The organism is Lachnoanaerobaculum sp., assembly GCF_057250505.1.
On record NZ_DBHIEQ010000002.1, the window covers coordinates 75210 to 96184 of the forward strand.

The 20975-nt window shown below is 39.0% G+C and carries 21 protein-coding genes; 1 reads left to right on the plus strand and 20 read right to left on the minus strand.

Annotation, left to right across the window (positions count from 1 at the left end):
- Positions 1–11: 11 nt before the first annotated feature.
- The 16 genes from ACO6FI_RS01555 to ACO6FI_RS01630 all read right to left on the minus strand — a co-directional run bounded on the left by ACO6FI_RS01555 (position 12) and on the right by ACO6FI_RS01630 (position 14195).
- Complete coding sequence (locus ACO6FI_RS01555) at positions 12–1475, minus strand: nicotinate phosphoribosyltransferase (protein WP_485455806.1); 1464 nt, start codon at positions 1473–1475, stop codon at positions 12–14.
- A 70-nt stretch (positions 1476–1545) separates the two neighbouring features.
- On the minus strand, positions 1546–2151 hold the full coding sequence (locus ACO6FI_RS01560) for a hypothetical protein (protein WP_485455807.1): 606 nt from the start codon (positions 2149–2151) through the stop codon (positions 1546–1548).
- 72 nt (positions 2152–2223) lie between these two features.
- Positions 2224–2547: a DUF1292 domain-containing protein gene (locus ACO6FI_RS01565; RefSeq protein WP_485455808.1), complete on the minus strand. Its 324-nt coding sequence runs from the start codon at positions 2545–2547 to the stop codon at positions 2224–2226.
- Positions 2548–2556: 9 nt separating this feature from the next.
- The gene (locus ACO6FI_RS01570; protein ID WP_485455809.1) at positions 2557–3507 is read right to left on the minus strand and encodes a bifunctional riboflavin kinase/FAD synthetase; all 951 of its coding nucleotides are present in this window, start codon (positions 3505–3507) and stop codon (positions 2557–2559) included.
- Positions 3508–3519: 12 nt separating this feature from the next.
- Positions 3520–4404, minus strand: a complete 885-nt coding sequence (gene truB / locus ACO6FI_RS01575) for a tRNA pseudouridine(55) synthase TruB (protein ID WP_485455810.1) — start codon at positions 4402–4404, stop codon at positions 3520–3522.
- Positions 4397–5344 (minus strand): DHH family phosphoesterase, encoded by a 948-nt coding sequence (locus ACO6FI_RS01580; RefSeq protein ID WP_485455811.1) that lies wholly within the window; start codon positions 5342–5344, stop codon positions 4397–4399. The genes truB and ACO6FI_RS01580 overlap by 8 nt, the downstream gene beginning before the upstream one ends.
- Positions 5337–5708, minus strand: coding sequence for a 30S ribosome-binding factor RbfA (gene rbfA, locus ACO6FI_RS01585; protein WP_009445754.1), 372 nt, complete (start codon positions 5706–5708; stop codon positions 5337–5339). The genes ACO6FI_RS01580 and rbfA overlap by 8 nt, the downstream gene beginning before the upstream one ends.
- 13 nt (positions 5709–5721) lie before the next feature.
- On the minus strand, positions 5722–8604 hold the full coding sequence (gene infB / locus ACO6FI_RS01590) for a translation initiation factor IF-2 (RefSeq protein ID WP_485455812.1): 2883 nt from the start codon (positions 8602–8604) through the stop codon (positions 5722–5724).
- Between the two features lie 3 nt (positions 8605–8607).
- Positions 8608–8913: a L7Ae/L30e/S12e/Gadd45 family ribosomal protein gene (locus tag ACO6FI_RS01595; RefSeq protein WP_060930523.1), complete on the minus strand. Its 306-nt coding sequence runs from the start codon at positions 8911–8913 to the stop codon at positions 8608–8610.
- A complete protein-coding gene (gene rnpM, locus ACO6FI_RS01600) occupies positions 8900–9184 on the minus strand; it encodes an RNase P modulator RnpM (protein WP_485455813.1) in 285 nt (94 codons plus the stop codon). Before rnpM ends, ACO6FI_RS01595 begins: the two co-directional genes overlap by 14 nt.
- Positions 9162–10340, minus strand: a complete 1179-nt coding sequence (gene nusA, locus ACO6FI_RS01605) for a transcription termination factor NusA (RefSeq protein ID WP_485455814.1) — start codon at positions 10338–10340, stop codon at positions 9162–9164. The genes rnpM and nusA overlap by 23 nt, the downstream gene beginning before the upstream one ends.
- Before the next feature lie 18 nt (positions 10341–10358).
- On the minus strand, positions 10359–10859 hold the full coding sequence (locus ACO6FI_RS01610) for a ribosome maturation factor RimP (RefSeq protein WP_485455815.1): 501 nt from the start codon (positions 10857–10859) through the stop codon (positions 10359–10361).
- 69 nt (positions 10860–10928) lie between these two features.
- Positions 10929–11648 carry an SH3 domain-containing protein gene (locus ACO6FI_RS01615; RefSeq protein WP_485455816.1) on the minus strand — a complete coding sequence of 240 codons (720 nt, stop codon included), beginning with the start codon at positions 11646–11648 and terminating at the stop codon, positions 10929–10931.
- 11 nt (positions 11649–11659) lie between these two features.
- Positions 11660–12670 carry an N-acetylmuramoyl-L-alanine amidase family protein gene (locus ACO6FI_RS01620; protein ID WP_485455817.1) on the minus strand — a complete coding sequence of 337 codons (1011 nt, stop codon included), beginning with the start codon at positions 12668–12670 and terminating at the stop codon, positions 11660–11662.
- A 9-nt stretch (positions 12671–12679) separates the two neighbouring features.
- Positions 12680–13519, minus strand: a complete 840-nt coding sequence (locus tag ACO6FI_RS01625) for a YARHG domain-containing protein (protein WP_485455818.1) — start codon at positions 13517–13519, stop codon at positions 12680–12682.
- Positions 13520–13535: 16 nt separating this feature from the next.
- Positions 13536–14195, minus strand: a complete 660-nt coding sequence (locus tag ACO6FI_RS01630) for a zinc-ribbon domain-containing protein (RefSeq protein ID WP_485455819.1) — start codon at positions 14193–14195, stop codon at positions 13536–13538.
- Between the two features lie 275 nt (positions 14196–14470).
- Between ACO6FI_RS01630 and ACO6FI_RS01635 the strand changes: the two genes are divergently transcribed.
- Positions 14471–16315: a vWA domain-containing protein gene (locus tag ACO6FI_RS01635; RefSeq protein WP_485455820.1), complete on the plus strand. Its 1845-nt coding sequence runs from the start codon at positions 14471–14473 to the stop codon at positions 16313–16315.
- A 43-nt stretch (positions 16316–16358) separates the two neighbouring features.
- Here the strand turns inward: ACO6FI_RS01635 and ACO6FI_RS01640 are convergent, their stop codons facing one another.
- The 4 genes from ACO6FI_RS01640 to ACO6FI_RS01655 are packed head-to-tail and all read right to left on the minus strand — an operon-like array spanning position 16359 to position 20956.
- Positions 16359–17471: an ABC transporter permease gene (locus tag ACO6FI_RS01640; protein ID WP_485455821.1), complete on the minus strand. Its 1113-nt coding sequence runs from the start codon at positions 17469–17471 to the stop codon at positions 16359–16361.
- Positions 17449–18639 carry an ABC transporter permease gene (locus ACO6FI_RS01645; protein ID WP_485455822.1) on the minus strand — a complete coding sequence of 397 codons (1191 nt, stop codon included), beginning with the start codon at positions 18637–18639 and terminating at the stop codon, positions 17449–17451. The genes ACO6FI_RS01640 and ACO6FI_RS01645 overlap by 23 nt, the downstream gene beginning before the upstream one ends.
- Positions 18640–19323 (minus strand): ABC transporter ATP-binding protein, encoded by a 684-nt coding sequence (locus ACO6FI_RS01650; RefSeq protein ID WP_485455823.1) that lies wholly within the window; start codon positions 19321–19323, stop codon positions 18640–18642.
- A complete protein-coding gene (locus ACO6FI_RS01655) occupies positions 19310–20956 on the minus strand; it encodes a zinc ribbon domain-containing protein (RefSeq protein ID WP_485455824.1) in 1647 nt (548 codons plus the stop codon). Before ACO6FI_RS01655 ends, ACO6FI_RS01650 begins: the two co-directional genes overlap by 14 nt.
- Positions 20957–20975: the final 19 nt, after the last annotated feature.

Genomic DNA, 20975 nt, shown 5'->3' on the forward strand with positions numbered 1-20975 from the left:
CTTCTATCTATTTATAACTCCTGATAATGATATTTTTGCAATAATTCATATCTCATATCCCAAAGTTTCTGTGACAGGTCTACATAAGTCTCATGAGGGTATGCAAGTCTCTTTGACTCATCCCAAAGAGTATCCAGCTCCTTCTTACAAAAATCTCTTATCTCCATCACTGAAGGTGACTTATATACACATTCACCGTTTTTAAATACCGGAACCAAAAGCTCCTTAACCTCAAATGAACCTGCATTAAGCTTTGTCCTCTTCCATGTCTCCACAGGGTCAAAAAGCATAAGTGATTCGTCTTCAGATAAAATCTCATCTTCCAAACATATATAATCGGCTATTATCTTGCCTGTCTTCTTATTGTAAATCCTGTATATTTTCTTATTTCCCGGGTTTGTAATCTTTTCCGCATTCTCAGACAACTTTATCTTAGGTATAAACTCACCGTTCTTATCATCCTTAACTGCCGCAAGCTTATATACACCTCCGAATGCAGGACAATCCTTGGATGTGATAAGATTGGTACCTACTCCCCATCTGTTGATGGTGGCACCCTGCAGTTTCAATGAAGATATAATATTCTCATCAAGGTCGTTTGAAGCGGATATAACAGCATCACTAAAACCTGCCTCATCAAGCATTTCCTTAGCTCTTTTTGACAAATATGCAAGGTCGCCGCTGTCAAGTCTGATACCGTAGTTCTTAAGAGTTATTCCTGCCTCTCTCATCTCTTTAAATACTGTTATCGCATTCGGTATACCTGATTTTAAGGTGTCATAAGTGTCTACCAAGAGTGTACATGCTGTAGGGAAGGTCTTTGCATATGCTCTGAATGCGGTAAGCTCATCCGGAAAACTCATTATCCAGCTGTGTGCATGTGTTCCAAGCACCGGTACATCAAACATTCTTCCGCACAGTACATTACTGGTTCCCACACAACCTGCTATCATTGCCGCTCTGGCACCGTAGATACCTGCGTCAGGTCCCTGTGCTCTTCTAAGTCCGAACTCCATCACTCCGTCACCTTCCGCAGCTAAAACAACTCTGGCAGCCTTGGTTGCTATCAGTGACTGATGATTGATGATGTTTAACAGTGCTGTCTCTATAAGCTGTGCCTGCATTATAGGTGCAATAACCTTTACAAGAGGCTCTCTCGGGAAGATAACTCTGCCCTCCGGTATTGCGTAGATATCTCCTGTGAACTTAAAGTTTCTCAGATACTCCAAAAAATCATCTCTGAATATCTTTGTACTTCTCAGATATTCTATATCTTCATCATCAAAGTGCAGATTGTTTATGTAGTCGATGACTTGTTCAAGTCCCGCACATATAGCATATCCGTTCTTATTCGGATTTGATCTGTAAAACATATCAAATATGACTGTTTCATTAGCGCTGTTTTCCACATAATATCCCTGCATCATTGTAAGTTCATACAAGTCTGTCAATAGTGTCAAATTTCTTTTATCCATCCTTTTTCCATCCTTTTTCCGGCAACTACATAAGCCTTTTCTACCAATCTATGCTTTATTTGAGATATTGTCAAGCATTTTTATTAAAGAGTATCAATCCGCCCTTTCTTCTGTATCCTGTATTCCAAAGCTCTTTAATGTCAAACCACCTGTAGTCTCCATAGCTTACAACCTTGACTAAAAATTTATTTACTTCCTCATCATATCCTGTAAGCAAAAACCAATGCCACGAAAAATCTCTGTACTTTGGATTCTTATGCATAAGAACCAGCATCGGCACCAAAAATCCCTTATCTATCTGTGATTTTACTGCATTTTTCGCATCATCAAGTGAGTTGTTACCTGAAAATTCCGACAGGGTTATATAATGCTCATCCATATCTTCCAAAAACTCACTTACTCCGTCCACATATATCTCAAGTCTGTCTATTCCCGTTATTCTGGGTCTTAAATAAGGTTTTACACTGTTTGAAAAGTCGATGTAATCAAGGGAAGTTATATGGTCAATATCATATGGATAGAGATTATCCTTGCCCATATACTTTCTCATATAAATAAAGCTGTCACAAGCGGTTACACAGGCACATCCGCCCTTATTCATCCAAAGGTCCTTAAAATCGTTTTGATCCCATCCATATTTCCCGTCAACATTAAAATAGTCTAATTCTTTTTTCATTTCCTTCACCATATATGCAAAAAGTTACAGTTTAACCGCATTGTCAAACTGTAACCTGATTTTACATTTTATTTAGAATTCATCGTCTCCAAGCATATCCTCAAACTCTTCATCGTCAAGAAGCTCGTCAAAGGCATCTGCAACTATCTCATATTCTTCATCTGTCTCTATATTGGTAAGCTCAGGCTGACCTTCTTCAGTCTCCGAGTATCTGTACAGATATACCGTTCCCTCTTCGTCATCTGTCTCAGGCATTACCGCAATATACTCTCTGTCACCTGCACTGAATATATTTAATACAATGCACTCCAATACGGTGTCATCATCAAGTGTGATAGAAACAGATACACTTCCGTCATCTACAATACCGTTTTCAAATAAATCTTTCTCTTCCATAGCTCTCCTTTAATTTGCATGGCTGTTCAGGAAGTTCAATACTTCCACTTTGTCCTTGCTTATTTGGCTCTTTAAAGCCTCCAAACTTTCAAACTTTATCTCAGGTCTTATATATTTATAAAGATACACCTCTATCTCTCTGCCGTAAAGTGTGGCGTCAAAGTTGTAGAGATATGTCTCAACCCTTGCAATATGGTCCTTTTTATCATCTTTTATACTTGGATTTGAACCTACATTGGTAAGCCCTAAGTAAAGTGTATCGTCATCTCCTATTCTTACTCTTGACGCATACACTCCGGATTTGGGCAGATGCTTCTCACTTGAAGGAAAAATATTAAGTGTCGGAAAACCGAGCTTAACACCTAACTTATTTCCCTCTTCAACAACACCGCTTATAGAATATACTCCTCCTAAAAGCTTATTGGCTTCTTCCATATCTCCCTCATCAAGCTTTGACCTGATAAGTGTGGAGCTGATATCGTTTTGGAAATCGTCTTTTTCCTTTGTAATTATCTTTACATCAAAGCCCAATTCCTTTGAAAGCCTGTTAAGAAGCTCGATATTACCGCTTTTTTTGTAGCCGAAAGCCGCATCGTCTCCTGCCACTATCTCAGCCATACCAAGCTTCTTAATAAGAATATCTTTTAAGAACTCCTCACCTGTGAGCCTTGCTATATCCATATTGAAGGGATACTCTATATAGTAATCAATTCCAAGTTCTTCTAATTTTTTTCTTCTTTCCACATTTGTAAAAATCTGTGTGGTATGTTTATTTTTTACAATATTTGACGGCAATATTCTGAAGGAAAATACCACAGTCTTCAGTCCTCTTTCGGTCGCCTCTTTCTTAAGCGTCCTAAACAACTTTCTGTGCCCTCTGTGTTCACCGTCAAACTTTCCGATAACAACAGCTGTTTTTTCTGTTATATTTATGTCAGTTGTATTTATAAATGTAATCACATTATCACCTGTCTATAAAAACATCTTAAATGGCTTAAGTTCAGTCATCTCTTTTCTATATATCGCAATAAATCTGTCCTTTGAGTCATATAATCTGTATAATTCACTCGACTCAATATCTTTATCAAGTTTTAACTTATTGCCGTTGTGCAGATACTTGTCAAATTCGGGAGAAGTATTTATCTTAGGCAGGAAGGAAAAGTATTCCTCCACGCTCATAATATCATTGTTTATACAATCTCTTCTTTCTTCGACTCTGTCAAGGGTAATCGCCCCTTTTATGCCAAACCTGTCCACTCTCATCCTTATAAGTGACTCCATGCAACCGCCTACTAAAAGCTTTTCTCCTATATCATGACATAGTGTCCTTATATATGTACCCTTTGATACCTTAGCCCTGAACTTAACCCTCGGCAGACTTATATCTATAATGTCAATATCAAAAATATGAACTTTTCTCGGCTCTCTTTTGACTTCCTTGCCTTCTCTTGCCAAGTCCACAAGTTTTTTACCGCCCACCTTAAGTGCGGAATACATAGGAGGAAGCTGCATATACTCGCCTAAAAATGAAAATATTACAGACTTTACCTCATCTTCTTTCAGTGATGATATATCGGCTTTTTTTAATATCTCACCTGATATATCCTGAGTATCTGTAGAAACTCCTAAAAGCAGTAACGCCTCATACTCCTTTGACTTATCTATAAGCATATCCGAAAGTACTGTGGCATTCCCCAGTAAAACCGGCAGTACACCTGTAGCATCGGGGTCCAAAGTACCTGAATGTCCTATCTTTTTTTGCTTTAATATACCTCTCATCTTTGCCACGACATCATGAGAGGTATAACCTTTTTCTTTAAAGATATTTATTATACCGTTATAAGTATTCTTAGCCATTTAGTTCTTTCTTTATCATAGGCAATATGGTGTTCTCCAAAAGTTCATCGGCCTTGCCGTAGACTGTAGCTCCGGCCGCCCTCATATGACCTCCGCCGCCAAGTGCCTTGGCAATAGCGCTTACATCTGCATTTATGGAGCGAAGACTTACCTTATGCTCATCTTTGGCAGTTTCATACATAAATAATGCTATCTCAACACCGTCTATATTTCTGAGATTGTCTATGATTCCATCCATTTTTTTCTTATCATCAATATAGCCTGTCCAAGTGTCATAGTCAAGCAAGCCGTAACAGCATTTACCGTCAAATATCAATTCGGCATTTGTAAGTACCAAGCCTAAAAGCCTTGTGGCATTGAAGTCCTTTTTAAAATAGGTGTCGTCAATGATCTTTGTAAAATCAAAGCCCTTGTCTATAAGCGCACCTGCTATTTCCATAGTCTGCCTTGTGGTTGACTGATACTTAAATACACCTGAGTCATGTACTATGCCGGTGTATAGGCAAACAGCGGTATTTACACTGATTTTATTATAATCAAGCAGTGTATACAAAAGCTCACAGGTGGAACTTCTAAAGTCCTCAACTATATTGAACTTTGCAAAATTTGTATTGGTGACATGGTGGTCTATGCAGATACTTTCTTTTGCAGTATCAAGCATTACACCTCTGCTTCCAAGTCTTTCTCTGTCGGATGCATCTAAAGATACCAACAGATCCGCCTCCGAAAACGGGTCTTCACTTATCAGATCAAACCCGTTCATATATGAAAACTTCATCGACGGCTTCTCAAGGCAAACTCTTACCTGCTTACCTTCAAAATTTTCAGTTATATAGTTATAAAGTGCAAGTGTTGAACCTGTACAATCTCCGTCAGGGCTTACATGTCCTGTAATTGCTATATTTTTTGCATTCTCAATAAGCTCTAATAATTTATTCATTGCCCGTCTCGTCTTTTTTTATTACTTCATCTATCAGCTTATCCATTTTCATACCGTAAGCCAATGACTCGTCCAAAACAAACCTGAGTTCAGGTGTGTTTCTTAAGTTCAATCTTCTCGCAAGCTCTTTTCTTATAAAGCCTGAAGAGGATTTTAGTCCCAACAATGTCTTCTTTGACTGCTCGTCATCCCCAAGTACGCTGACATATATTGTAGCGTACTTTAAGTCTGTGGTAACTTCCGCATCTGTAACACTGGTCATAGGTGCGACTCTCGGGTCCTTCACCTCTCCCCTGATGATTTCAGATACAGTTTTCATTACCTCCGAGTTTATCATAGTAGACTTCAAACTGTTCTTTCTCATACATTCCTTTCTTTTACTTTCTTGGAACTTCTACCATATCATATGCTTCAACCTGGTCAAATTCCTTGATATCGTTGAACTTCTCAAATACAAGACCGCACTCGTATCCTGTAGCAACTTCCTTAACATCGTCCTTGAATCTCTTAAGTGATGCAAGATTTCCGTCAAAGATCTGCTCTCCGTCTCTTGTGATTCTTACCTTACATCCTCTTACAAACTTACCGTCAAGCACATAGCTACCTGCGATATTTCCGACACCTGAAGCCTTAAAGATCTGTCTGATCTCCGCATGTCCGATAACCTTCTCCTCATAGATAGGCTCAAGCATACCCTTCATAGCGCTCTCGATATCTTCAATTGCCTGATAGATTACTCGATAAAGTCTGAGGTCGACATTTTCTCTTTCAGCTGTAGCCTTTGCCATCTGATCCGGTTTTACATTGAATCCGATAATGATTGCGTTACTTGCGGCCGCAAGTACAACATCGCTCTCATTGATAGCACCTACGCCGCCGTGGATTACCTTTACGGCAACCTCTTCATTTGAAAGTTTTGTAAGTGACTGCTTTACAGCCTCAACAGAGCCCTGAACATCGGCCTTTACAACTATAGGAAGTTCCTTGACATTTCCGGCCTTAATCTGGCTGAACAGATCGTCAAGTGAAAGCTTTGCCTTGGTATCTTCGATAAGCTTATTCTTGCTCTCTGAGATAAATGTAGCCGCAAATGCCTTAGCTTCCTTGTCATTTTCTGTAGCCACAAATACTTCACCTGCATTCGGTACGCTGTCAAGTCCCAAGATCTCAACAGGTGTTGAAGGTCCTGCCGATTTTACCTTGACTCCCTTATCGTTCATCATTGCACGAACCTTACCTGAGCATGCTCCTGCCGCTATGAAATCTCCTACATGAAGAGTACCCTTTTGAACAAGTATTCTCGCTACAGGTCCTTTACCCTTATCAAGCTCGGCCTCTATTACAAGACCTCTTGCCTTTCTGTTCGGATTGGCCTTAAGCTCTTTTACTTCTGCTGTAAGTATTATCATCTCAAGAAGGTTTGATATACCCTCTCCTGTCTTTGCGGATACAGGTACGAATATAGTTGAACCGCCCCAATCTTCAGGTATAAGTTCATACTCTGAAAGCTCCTGCTTTACCTTGTCGATATTTGCGGCAGGTCTGTCTATCTTGTTGATTGCAACTATTATCTCAACACCTGCGGCCTTTGCATGGTTGATGGCCTCTACAGTCTGAGGCATCACGCCGTCATCCGCAGCTACTACAAGTACTGCAATATCTGTAGCCTGTGCACCACGCATACGCATTGCGGTAAACGCCTCATGTCCCGGTGTATCAAGGAAAGTAATAGGCTCTCCGTTGATTTTTACCATATATGCACCGATATGCTGTGTGATACCGCCGGCCTCTCTGCTGGTAACATTTGTCTTTCTTATAGCGTCAAGAAGTGATGTTTTACCGTGATCGACATGGCCCATTACCACTACTACAGGCGGTCTCGGAACCAAAGTGTCCTCCGGATCGTCCTCTTCAGCCAAAAGCTCTCCGATAACGTCGACCTTTTCTTCCATAGTACAGATAACGTCATACTCAAGAGCAATCTCTTCAGCCTGCTCAAATGTAAGCTCCGTATTCAATGTAACTATCTGTCCCTTTAAGAAGAGCTTCTTTACTATTGTTGAAGGCTGAAGCTTAAGCTTTGAAGCAAACTCCTTGATAGTGATTGTCTCAGGTATAATGATCTCTTTGATATCATCCTGTACCTCTTCCATCTTTTGCTTTACAGGCATTATGAACGGGTGCTTGCTTACCTTGCCCTTTGCAGGTCCGTCCTCAGTCCTGTGCTTCTTATCGTTCTTATTGCTATTTTTGAAGTTGTTTTTATTGACTCTGTTGGAAGTCTTCTTTCCTAAGCCGTCAAGCACAGGAACACTGCCTGCGGCTGAGTCGTTTTTCTTAAAGCCCTGCTGTTTGTTGTTTCCAAAACTTCTGTTAGAGCCGTTGTCTTTGGAGAAATCTTTGTTTCTGTCGTTTGAGTTACTAAAGCCCTTATTGTCGTTACCGGCAAAGTTTCTGTTTCTGTTGTCTCCGTCTTTGCCCCTTTGATTTCTGTCATTTTTGAAATTGCCCTTTTGATCCTTATCTCTGTTAAAAGGCTTCTTATCTCTGTTCTGGTCTCTGTTTTGAGAACGTGAATCTCTGCCTCTTGCCTTATCTCTTTCTTCTCTTTCCTTAAAGATATTTCTGATAGGTGCGGCATTTTCCTTAGCCTTTTTTGCAGCTTCCATCTCAGCGTAGACATTTCTCGGCTTAACAGGCTCTTTTACCTCTTCCTTTACAGGCTCCGACTTCTTTTCTTCAACTACAGGAGGTATCACATTTTCAACCGACTTTGATACAGTTGCCTTCTCTACAGGCTTATCTGCAGTAACATTTGCCTCTTTCTTTACATCTTTCGACATATCGGTCTTATTCTTTTCTTCACCTGCACTCTTTTTTTGAGTATTCTTTGATACATCACCTTCCGAAGTTTTCTTTATCGCCTTCTTTGGCTGTGTACCTGCCTTTGAAACCGATTTTTTTGTATTCATCTGCTGCGCATTCTGCGGTCTGAACACGACATTTACCTTTTTCTTAGGAGCTTCTTCTTTTTTGCCCTCAGACACTTTAGTTGTCTCTGTCGCCTTGTTGTTTTCTATATTCTCTTTATTATTCACTTTTTTATTACCGTCTATATTATTAAATTTTTCTCTAAGCATTTTTTCTTCATCAGCTGATATATTTGACATGGCCGCCTTATCTATGCCCTTTTCCTTCAAATATGCTGTCAGCTCATTGTTCTTTTTTCCTATTTCTTTTGCCAGATCGTTTACTCTCAATTATCATTCCTCCGTGATTTTTAATATTGCATTTTTAAATCCGTCCTCAGTCAATGTTATTGATGATCTAAGCCCTTTGCCTAAAGCTGTTCCCAAAGTTTCCTTTGTAGAATATATTATCATTGGAATATGATAAAATTTACACTTATCTTCAAATTTCTTTTTCGTGTTTTCAGATGCGTCAGTCGCTATTATGACAAGTTTCGCCTTACCCGACTTTATACATTTTTCAACTGAAAACTCTCCCGACACCACCTGACCCGCTTTCATTGCAAGTCCTATCAAACTCAATACCTTATCTCTTGCCAAGCTTTGCCATCTCCTCACTAGGCTTTATCAAAACATCCGTATCTACATTCATTTTAAATGCTCTGTTTAATCCTTTGGTTTTTATAGCTTTTTGCAGACATTCAGGGTTATTGCATATATATGCTCCTCTGCCGTTTGCTCTGCCGGTATCATCTACAAGCATTTCTCCCTCAGGTGTCTTTACTATTCTGATCAATTCTTTTTTAGGCTTTGACTCATTACATCCGATACATTTTCTTTGAGGTACTTTATTCTTCAATATCGTTGCCATTTTCTGTTTCTGCCTCAGCATCCTCATTGTTATCTACATCCGTGTAATCTTCACTGTCTGCAGACATATCTTCATTTCCGTCTAATGAATCAAATACTCCAAGCTCTCTTGCCTGACTTTCACTCTTTATATCTATCTTATATCCTGTAAGTCTGGCGGCAAGTCTTGCATTTTGTCCTTCCTTACCTATCGCAAGTGAAAGCTGATAATCAGGAACTATTACATCAGCTTCCTTTGTCTCTTCATCCGCTACAACGGCTATAACCTTTGCCGGTGAAAGCGCATTCTCAATCAGATATGCAGGATTGTCATCCCAGTTTACTATATCCACTTTTTCGCCTCTGAGTTCGTCAACCACAGCATTTACTCTGACACCGTCCACACCTACACAGGCTCCTACAGGATCTATATCCGGCTCATTGCTGCATACCGCAATCTTTGTTCTTGAACCTGCTTCTCTTGCTATTGACTTTATTTCAACCACTCCGTCTCTGATCTCAGGCACTTCAGACTCAAAGAGTCTCTTTACAAACTCGGGATGTGTTCTTGATACCGATATTCTCGGACCCTTAGGATTGTCCTTTACCTCAAGTACGAATACCTTCAATCTGTCTCCAAGCTTTAATTCTTCACCTTTTACCTGCTCACTTTCAGCAAGTACAGCATCTATCTTGCCGAGATTTATTGCTATATTCTTGCCCATAAATCTTGTAACAACTCCGCTTACTATATCTCTTTCCTTCATATAGTAGTCGTTGAAGATGACTTTTCTTTCTTCTTCTCTTATCTTTTGTAAGATAACGTTCTTTGCCACTCCTGCCGCTATTCTTCCGAATTCTTTTGAAATAACCGGTACAAGCACTATATCTCCCACACTCAGATTCGGATTTTTCATTCTGGCTTCCGCAAGTGATATCTTTGTAGCCTTATCCTCAAGACTTGGCTTATTGCCCAGACTTTCCACAACCTCCTTACTCTGTATTATGGAGTAGTCACATGTATTCGGATTTACACTTACCTTTACATTGTCGGCCGTTCCGAAGTTGTTCTTACATGCAGAGATCAATGAGTTCTCAATTGCCTCTAAAATTGCAGCCTTACTGATATTTTTTTCTTTTTCCAAGAGATCAAGCGCCTCAAGTAATTCCTTATTCATCCTTTGTATTATCCTCCGTTAAAAATCTATTTTCAATCTGATATTTGCGATTTCTTTTTTTGTAAAGACTTCATCTTTATCTTCTGTTTCTATTGTTATATTTTCGCCGTCAAATGACTTTAATACTCCTTCGAAATCTTTCACACCTTCCCTTGGCTTATAGAGCCTCAGCTCAACTTCCTTCCCAAGTTCTCTTAGAAAATCCTTATCCTTTTTCAGGGCTCTTCCAAGTCCCGGTGAAGAAACCTCCAGAATATATCCCTCATCAATAAAATCATTCTCATCCAGCCAATCGCTAAGACGCCTTGAAATCTCGGCACAGTCTTCTATCCCTATGCCGCCTTCCATATCGCAGTATGCTCTTAGGTAGTATTCTCCGGCTTCTTTGACAAATTCGACATCCACCACCTCAAATTCAAGCTCACCGCTCAGTTTTTCTAAGAACTCTTCCGTTCTTTTTACATAAGTTTCACTTTTGCTCATTTCTATCCTTTCATATGCATAAAAAAGTGGACCCACCGGCCCACTTTCCTGTCAAACATATTTTAATCACTATAGCACATTTCTTACATAAATGCAAGGGGGAAATCAATACGCATCAATATAACTTGCCAGTGCATAGCCTTCGATTCCGCCATAATTGATATAATAAAATCCGTTATCGGCTCCGCTATAGACTGTAACTATAGCACCCAAAGGAATCTTTGTAATCTCTTCTCCCTTTGTACTTGGAGTTTTGCGAAGAGTTATAAATTCATTACATCTGACTACTTTGCCTGTCCATGATGCACTTGCCGCCGCAGTTGTGGAAGCCACATAGTGATTATACGGGTCTACACTTAAGTATGAAGCCAGCGCGTAACCTGTACTGCCGTTGTAACTGACTTTATAAAAACCGTTTGCCGCATTCTCCATAAAGCTTACCGCCGCACCGAGAGGTATCTGCCTTATCTCCTTTGCACTTGTAGAATCCGCTGTGCGAAGTGTAATACTTTCATTACAATTCACTACATAAAGAGTAGTCAAAACCTGCGTCATAGCGGTGGCAGGCTCTGCCGCCTGAGTCTGTATCTGAGTTGTCTGCGGCACCTGTTCGGTCACCGGCACAGTAGCAGTCTCCTCTACAGTTCTTTCTTCCACCGTAGGAACGCTCTCATCCTCTTTTGATTCCTTTTCATCCCTATCATCCTCTGTGGTTTTTGTATCACCGCCAAGTTTTATTGTTATACTTTTTGATCCGCATGCAGAAAGTGCAAACATTGCGGCAAGTAAACAAAATAAATATGTTATCACTCTTTTCATTTTCATAAAGTTCTCCACTACTTGTTAAAATACTGATCTATTGCATTGGCCATAGAAGTCGCGATAGCATCCTTCTTTGTTGAGAGTATCTTTGCATCTGTAGCATTGTCGGCAAATCCTACTTCCACCAGACATGTAGGAATAGATGAATATGAGAATATCCTAAGAACTGCAGAATGTGTTCCCTTATTCTTTAAACCTGTAGTCATAGTGATATTGCTTTCCATATTTTCGGCAAGCTTCTTTGACAACTCTACATTTGACTTTGTCAGTCCCATTATATTTGTATATCCCGGATAAGTACTGCCTGATATATAGTCACTGTCTCCAGGATAAAAACTTAGAGTACCTGAGTTTTTACCTGTATTTGAGTGAATTGACACCATTATATCGGAGGTCTCACCTGCTATGGCGCTTCTTGCACCGTTTGAAATATTTTGATTAAAATCCGTTCTGCTCATAACTACTCGGTATCCGTTATTTATAAGCAAGTCCTTAAGCTTCAGAGCCACCTTAAGACTGAACTCAGGTTCCGTCTCTATTTTATCATAGACATTTTTGCTGTCTCTGGCCTCCACGCCGACTCCGTACGCCTTAGCACCTACCATGGAAGTCTTCATACTCTTTAGCAGCGAGTCATCAACCGGATAATATTTTTCTCTCTTTTGATTGGCTTCCGGTGCAGAATTGTCACCATGTCCCGGGTCGACAAATACCGTATGGCCGTTGAACACCTTAGGTTCAAATACATAAGCCTTATAATCAGGTGCACTTCCATCTGCATTTTTCCACAGATAAGGTCTGTACTTTGAATTCTCACTAAGGTGGTATACTCCGTTTTGGGCAACTGCTGTTTTCTTTTCCTGTGCCTGAGTAGCGGCCTGTGTAGCGGCGGCAGTCTCTGCAGTATTATATCTTGTAACAGGTTTTACCTTTCTCTTTGCGGTACCTGCGCTTACACTTATACTTGCCGCTGCCGATATGACCAATATACCGCACACTAAATGACACATCTTATTCTTTTTCATATTCCCTCCTTACTTTGTATATCCCATTTCCTTTTCATATGCGATTATCAAATTTCTGTTTTGTATCTCAATATCACTAAGCATTGTGTCACTGAATCTGTCTGCCGGTATGGTTCCGTGATACCAGCTGCGTGAATTGAAGTAATTTTGCAATCCCGCATCATCAAACATTCTTCCGTGTTTTGCATAGATTTCGTTTCTTGCAAGGCGACACTGTTCGGCACTGAAACCTGCCAACTCACTCTTATCAAGTACCCTTGTGCTGCTGTCAGGCAAAATAAATTCACTGTTCATTGCAACTGTACCGGGTACTGTAACGCTTTCTGTCTGTGCCACTGTAGGCATGGTATTAGGCTCAGTCTGTTCTACAGTAGGCACAGTACTTGCTTCACTCTCGCTTTCACTCTCTTTTTCCTTGGCCCTTCTCTCCTTTTCCTTCTCTCTTTTGGACGACTTGCTCTTATCAATTGTACTTTCCTGATTCTCATTATCACTTACAGATATGCTGATAACTCCGGTCTGAACAAGTGCAAAGATAATCAAAAGAATTGCCAAGATAATACCGAGTATTGTAATAATTGCAATCTTAATTCCTTTATTCTTTTTAGGCTTTTTGACAGGAGCATTGCCTCCGGTATTTCCCGTATTGAAACTTATACTGTTGCTTGGCTGTGAAACGGCTGCAGGTTTTGCAGTATCGTCATCCTTTTTAAGATTTGCCTTGCCGCCTGCTACAATCCTGTTCTGACCGCCTGTACTTCCGCCCTCATGTTGTTTTATAGGTGCACCGCAGTTCGTGCAGTACTTGAGTCCGTCTCTTACCTGTTTCCCGCATTTTGTACAAAACATGCTTATTCTCCCCTATCTATCTGAATATTCCGTAATCATCAAAGAATATTGTCCACTTACCGTCTTCCTTTATAAGATAAAGATCGTCAATACTGTCTGATGATGACTTCTTGCTGCCCTTTACGGTAAGCTTGAGTTTATCAATCTTTATCATCTTTGTAATGCCGTTTGTATCCACATTGTAGTCGTCTGAAAGCTTATCCTTATACTTTTCAAGTTTTCTGTCTGTAATTTCCGACTTGTCCTTTATCTCATAAGTAATCTTTTTAACCTCACTGTCTATTTTGTCCTCATAGCCGTCAAGCTTGTTATCAAGGAATCTGTCAATCATCTTGTCATAATCATTAGCTCCGTAAATATCTCCGCTTATGCTGCTTGATATAGATACAATCGTAGTATCGTCATCATTCTTCATAGCCTTAACAAACTTGTTTAAAGTGGATTTATAGCCTGATGCACCGCTGATAATATTTGCTGTTAACGCTATAACAGCTATTACAACCACAGCACATACTACTGCAACCGCAATGCCGAGCTTTTTATTGCTTCCTCCTCCAGCTGCAGCCTTTGTCTCAGCTTTATCCTTTACAACATTTGAAACAGGTGTACCACATTGTCCGCAGACTGCGTCTCCGTCTTCCATCGGTGCACCGCAATTTGCACAGAATTTTGCCATAATATTATTTCCCTCCTCGATATGTAATAGAATCTTCTTTATACAGTAAATTTTACCATAATTGATTCTTAAATACTATAAAAAATAATTTCTTGTTAAGCATATCCTAATTATATAATCATAATTTTGACAACATACTTTATAAACAACCGATGTCTTATAATACTGTCAATAATAATTATAAATATAAATGTTTCGTAAAACTTATTCATGATTTACACTTAATATTTTAAGATGTATAATATTAATAATAAAGTAAGGAGTTTTTATTAAATATGAAAAAAATCATAATTGCCGCAACTTTTCTGGCTCTATCATTTTCTGTGTCGGCCTGCAGTCTAGGTGACAAGGGCAGCCTGAAAAAGATAACCGAAGGCAAAGAATTCAACGCCTGGGAAATGGATTTGGCCGAAAAACTTGAGTCATACGGGCTTGAGGACGATGAGAAGGAAAAGCTTCAAAAGATTGACGAAGAATGTGACGATATCAAGGACAATGATTACAAAACTCAGCTTTTGACTGCAAAAAAGCTTGTAAAGCTAAGCTCTCAAATAGAATCAAGGCTTGAGGATTCGGCTAAGGACCTTGTAGAGAAATTGGGTAAAACCGATGTACCGTACGCTTCTGAGGATGATAAGAAAAAGCTCTCGGAATACAGTGAAACTGTTTCAGACATGATAAAAAAGCATGACTTCAGCAATTACAAGGATATTTCAGAGAGTTTCAGTAAGCTTGTGGAATATTCAAGTACAAAGCTTACAGGCCTTGATGTAAACATAGTTCAGTTTGACTACACAAACTATCCTACAGTCAGAATGTATGTGGATGTAAAGGATTCATCGGGAAATGTTGTTACCAATCTCTCACCCAATATGTTCTTTGTCTCACAAAAAAGTGTGGCAAACGGTGATTTCCAATCCGTAACAATTAAGAATATATCAATGCTTGACCAAAAGGACGCATTGAACATTGACATGGTAGCCGATACCAGTTCCAGTATGGAAGGTGAAAGACTGAGCAGTGCAAAGACTGTAATGTCCACTTTTTTAAATACCGTACAGTTCAATGTAGGTGATAAAGTGAAGCTTACGGAGTTCAACTCATATATTGACAAAAGCGGAGTTTTCACATCTGATGTAAACGCACTTAATCAAAAGATTTTTTCATATGTGGCTTCCGGTCAGACAAAACTTTACGATACACTTATCTATGCCGTACAGGATGTATCGGGAATACCGGGTGCAAAATGTGTTCTGGCTTTTACAGACGGTGAGGATGTAGGAAGCTATAACAGTGCAAGCGATGTAGTCAATGTGGTATCATCCTACAAGATACCTGTTTATATAGTAAGAATAGGTGATAATTATAGTGCAAACGACCCTGAACTTATGCAGATCACTTCAGCCTCAGGCGGTGAGTTTAAGTACTTCTCTTCTTTCGGTATGGATATGGGTAATTTCTACAACAGCATATATACAGGAATGAAAAAGTACTACGAAATAGAATACGAAATGCCGGATCCGACAAACTATACGGATAAAAGAGATTTCAATGTGTATGTAAAGGGAGACGGTGTCGGTGGAAGTGCCGATATAGAGACAAACTCGGGAAACGACTTTTTCAATACTCTTCTCGGTAATTTCTTAAGAAGCTATATTGAAGATATGAATTCTCACAGTTACAATCAATTGGCTTCAAAGATAGATGATACTGTAAGTCCTACCGACGAAACCGGACTGAAGTATCAGATGTCAAAGCAGGTTACAGGCGGATTTGCCAATGTGGTAAGTGAAAGTCTGATGTCATACAGTGTAAGTTCAATCACGATAGTAGATGAAAATACTATAAAACTTGCTACCGACGAAGATTATGATGTTATACTTGACAGAAAGTACAGCTCCTTTACCGGAGATAAATTAAATCAGTTAAATAATATACTTTATAGAAATTCGTGGAATGTAGGTCCCGATTCACAAATAAGGATATGGGAAAGAGTAAACCAAAAACCTGAATATGTCCTCAAAAAAGGCAGTGACGGTGTTTGGAGATTTTCACAGTACTCCGTGGACCCGGGCAGCAACGCTACAATAGCGATATACGATGCCGTAACTGCATATTAATAAAAGGCACCTGTTTGACAATAACTGTCTCGCAGGTGCTTTTTTATTTAAGTTTTATAAAGGATATAATTTTATCAACAGACAGCAATGCCGCAACAAACAATATAAAATCATAAAACCTGCTGTCTTCAATCACACTCAAATAGTAATATATCGGATCAAGCCTTGTAATAAACTTGATACCGAAAACTCTTACATCAAATATTATGGGCGCAAAACTAATCAAAACGAAAATAAGCGAAAAAATAAGTGCTTCCAATATCTCGGCTCTTTTAAAAGTTTTTCTCAGTATATCCGCAATCAATATGAACGAGACCGAAAGTAAAAATATCGCTCCAATCTCAATAAATACATCCGCCGCCTGACCTGTCAAAAACAGTGTAAAAAGCATTACAGCTGCCAATGTAGCCGTAATGCCTACGCTGTATACAGATGCAATGACTCTCTTAATCTTTTTATCCGCCATAGAAAAAAGTCCTTTTTTCTCATCATTTAAAAAATATATATCGGCAGTCAAAGAACCTACAAACAGCCATATACACATAAACCCTCTTATCGGATATGTCATATAGTCAAGATTCTCATATGGGCTCTTCCCGTTTACACCTTCAAACTTTATAAAGTCACCGTCCACATTTATATCGTCAAAATATTTATCAAGCACCTTTGTATCACTCACACCGATTTTTCTCATATATTTTATATATTCAGAGTGTGCAATATACGGATACAGTGCAGCATACAGCTTTTCTCTTGTGATACTGTTTATAGAGGAGTCTTTTCCTTGAATTACCTTTACGCCTTTATCTCCGATATCGTCAAGCGAGTCAGGAAGTACCCATATAATATCAAGCTTTCCTCTTTTCAAACTTTCTTTTGCAAGTTGTTCATCGCCGTAAACTTCAAAGTCAAGTACACTCTTCTCATTCTTAAGCTTATTTACAACTGCTCTTACATCACTGTTGGATGAAGCGGACGCTACAATTCCGATATCAAGCAATCCCTTTTTTTGTTTGGATACCGACATAATACCGAATACAAGTAAAGGCAATGTAAGAAGCATTACTATAAACTCCGTCCTTTTTAGAAGTCTTTTAAAAAGAGCAATATACCATCTTTTTATTGTCAGGACATTATCTTTTATTTCGCAAAGCATATACCCCTCCGATAAATAAAATACTGTATACAAGTATCACCGCAAAATAAAAAATATCCACATTATACCCCATGCCGTCACTAAGTACCTGTATCCCTGCACCTGAAGGCAAAAACATTGAAACTCTTTTTACAGACTCGGGAAAAAATCTTATAGGGTAGATACATCCACCTATATATCCGAGTGAAATACCAAGTAACAGCTCTGTAAGTACCGCCACCACTCTTTTTGCTGTTATCTCATATATGAATAAATGTATTGAAGCAAACATAGCGGATAAAAAAACTATATCTTTGCAATATTCAAACAAATGTAAAGAATTATAATTTCCATGTAAAATATCACCTGTCAAAGCCATACCTGTTGTAAATATGATCACCATTAAGCTTATATACAGGCTTACTACAAGCATATCCGCAGTAAGTGAAGCAGCGTATGAAAGCCCTCTTGACTTTAATACCTTTAAAAGGCTCTCATTTTTTTCAGAAAGCAGCCCTCCAAGTCCAAGTCCTGTAAACATCATAAAAAGAATACTCATACCGCAAATATAATTATCCGTATCTGAAAGTGTGCTCAGAGTATCAACACTTTTTACATCGTATATTTTGCCTCTGCTCATTACATTCTTTAAAAGCAATATATTAAGTTCCGTATTTGCAAGCTCTCTGTTATATACCTGCGTATGATCAATAAGATAACCATCTGCCGCGTATATCGCTCTCTCGGAGTTTACCAAAAGTGTTGAAAAAACAGTCGCAACCTCCTTTGACAGATCACTTATCATCCCTCCACCTAAACTTATATATTCTATAGGTCTGTTTTCTCCGTTTTCAAGCGCCTCTATAAAGTCCTTATCTATTTTGAAATAACCTATTATATCACCTGATTTCAGAGAGCTTTTTGCCGCAGTCTCGTCCATATTTATAAACTTTATTGAAAACCTTGAAGCATCCATATTGTTTAACATCTCCACTCCAAGTTTCATATATTTATTTTCGATACTTCCTACTATGCCTACTCCTATCCTGCTTTGTGACTTACCTGCCGTCCCGATTTTTAAAGCAAAAATGCCACAAATACCTGCTATTGTCAAAAAATTAAACAAAAGAGCCATTGGAAGTACTCGAAACAATCTCTTTATTTGAATCAAAAGATAAGATTTAAACATCTAATCACCTATCAGTTTTGCAAGATTTTTTATATTTCCGTCAAAGCGGTAATCACTAAGTACTCCGTCTTTTAAAATATAATATCTGTCACATAAATTAAGCTCACCTTCATCATGTGTCACAATTATGACTATACCTCCACCGGCGGTAAACTTTTTTATATACTCATGTATTACTTCCTTTGCCGCAATATCAAGCGCCGCACTCGGCTCATCCATAAGCAATATCTTTGAATGTTTCTTTACCGCACAGGCTATTGAAAGTCTCTTTTTCATACCCTCGCTCAAAGTAGATACCCTTTTGTTTATAAATTTTGTAATGCCGAGGTCTCTTATTATTCCCTCTTTTGCACTGATATCCAAATATTTCCTGTCATGCCAAAGCAAAAGATTATCCTTTGCCGAAAGTTCCTCTATAATGGGATTTTGCTGCGGTATTATCCCTACAAGGAATCTTCTCCTTTTGTCATCCTTTAAAAGGTCATATCCCTCACAGATAAACTCCCCCTCATCCGCATCCGTTACTCCTGCCAATATAGAGAGAATGGTAGTCTTTCCGCTACCATTCCCTCCTAAAATCCCTATACAACTGCCAAACTCTATACTAAGAGATACTCCGCTTAGAATATCTCTTTTTCCGTATCTTTTTTTCAGTCCTACTATATCTATACTAGTTGATTTCATCTTCCAACTCATCCACATATTCGCTTGGGACTCCGGCTTTCCTTAACCTGTCTGTGAATTTGTCCTTATCAAAGTTCTCTCCGTACTCCTGCAAATCCGTATCTTTGGTAGAGTCAAGCTTCTTTCCGTCAAGCTCATTCGGCTTGTTGAATTTGCCTGTTGAATCGTCTATGGCCACTCTTACAAGAGTGTCGTCATCTTTCATAATATTTAAAATAACCGAACTCTTCTTTGTATCCTCTTGCACCTTTACACCTAAACTGTAGTCGGCTATATCTCTGTCGGTCACAGACGCCAAATCAAAGTCCATATCCATATATCCGTTTTTCAACTTTTTCAAATCTATTCTGTTGACACCGATGCTGACAGTTTGTCCTGAAGCTGTAATATCAAAATCTCCGATTAAAGCCGAGTTCTTTATCTTACCTTTACCGGTAATACTTAACTCATCATATCCGACGCCTATATTGATTTCAACACCCAGCTTTGAATCACTTACAGGAGTCTTGTACTCAATTACAGTCTGATTGTCTGCAACCAGTTCTTTTGCTACAACTTTCTTACCTGAAACCCATATACTGAATTCAAGGTCATTAAACTGTTCGCTGTCCGCATATTCACGCTCAAGCTCTGCAAGGCTTTTGAATTCATCATAAGCCTCCTTGCCTGATATTCCGTTATCTGAGAATTTTCCGTATGCGTCACCGCACTTTATAACAGTCTCTTTAAGTTCGTCGTCGTCAAGCGCTTTATCAAGAATATCCTTTTTGATTTCTTTTATTTTATCTCCCGATATATATGCTGTAAGCTTTGTAGCCTTCACTCTCACGCCCTGTGCTTCCACACTGTCTGAAGTCTTTTCAACATCATCTATATTTTCAAGAAAAATCTTTGTATACTTATCCGTAATCTTTTTAAGCTTTGCCGAATCCGGAACAGCCTCTGCAAACATAGCGTTTATACCCAATGTCTCAAAAGCATCGAACCTTCCCATGTACCCGATATTTCCCGATAATTCATCCGCATCAAATGTGAGTACATCATCTGAGAATTCAGGCAATTTCACCTGCATACTCTTATCATTCATATATGCATCTACCTTAAAAAGGTCCTTTTTATTCAGTTTTGTATTAAACTCGATACCTATATCATCAAGAGTAATATTTCCGTTATATTCCAATTGTAAACTGTCAAACCAATCTATATCACTGTCAAGTCCAAGCTCGGATGATAAAAAATCCTTTCCCTTGTTTGACAGTTCCAAACTTGCAATACCTTTTGTATTGTATCCGTCTCTGTATGCTTTATATCTTTCCTTCACTCTGTCTATTGACTTTCCGATATAACCTATTACCGAATCGGACTCTTTTTGTATTGCAGCCTTAAACTGATCCTTAGGTGAAGTAAATACGCTCTTTGCAACACCTAATCCCGCATACACAGCTCCCGCAACTACAACCGCAGCCAAAACACCCGCTATCAAAGCTACAGGTTTCTTTTTCTTCTTCGGACCTTCATCATATCCTTCAAAAGCACTTGCATCTGCCGGCTTGTAATCAGGGTTCTTTTCTCCGCAATTTGCACAGAACATCTCATCCGGTTCTAACGGTGCATTACATTTTTTGCAATTCATAAAATATCCTCCCGAAATC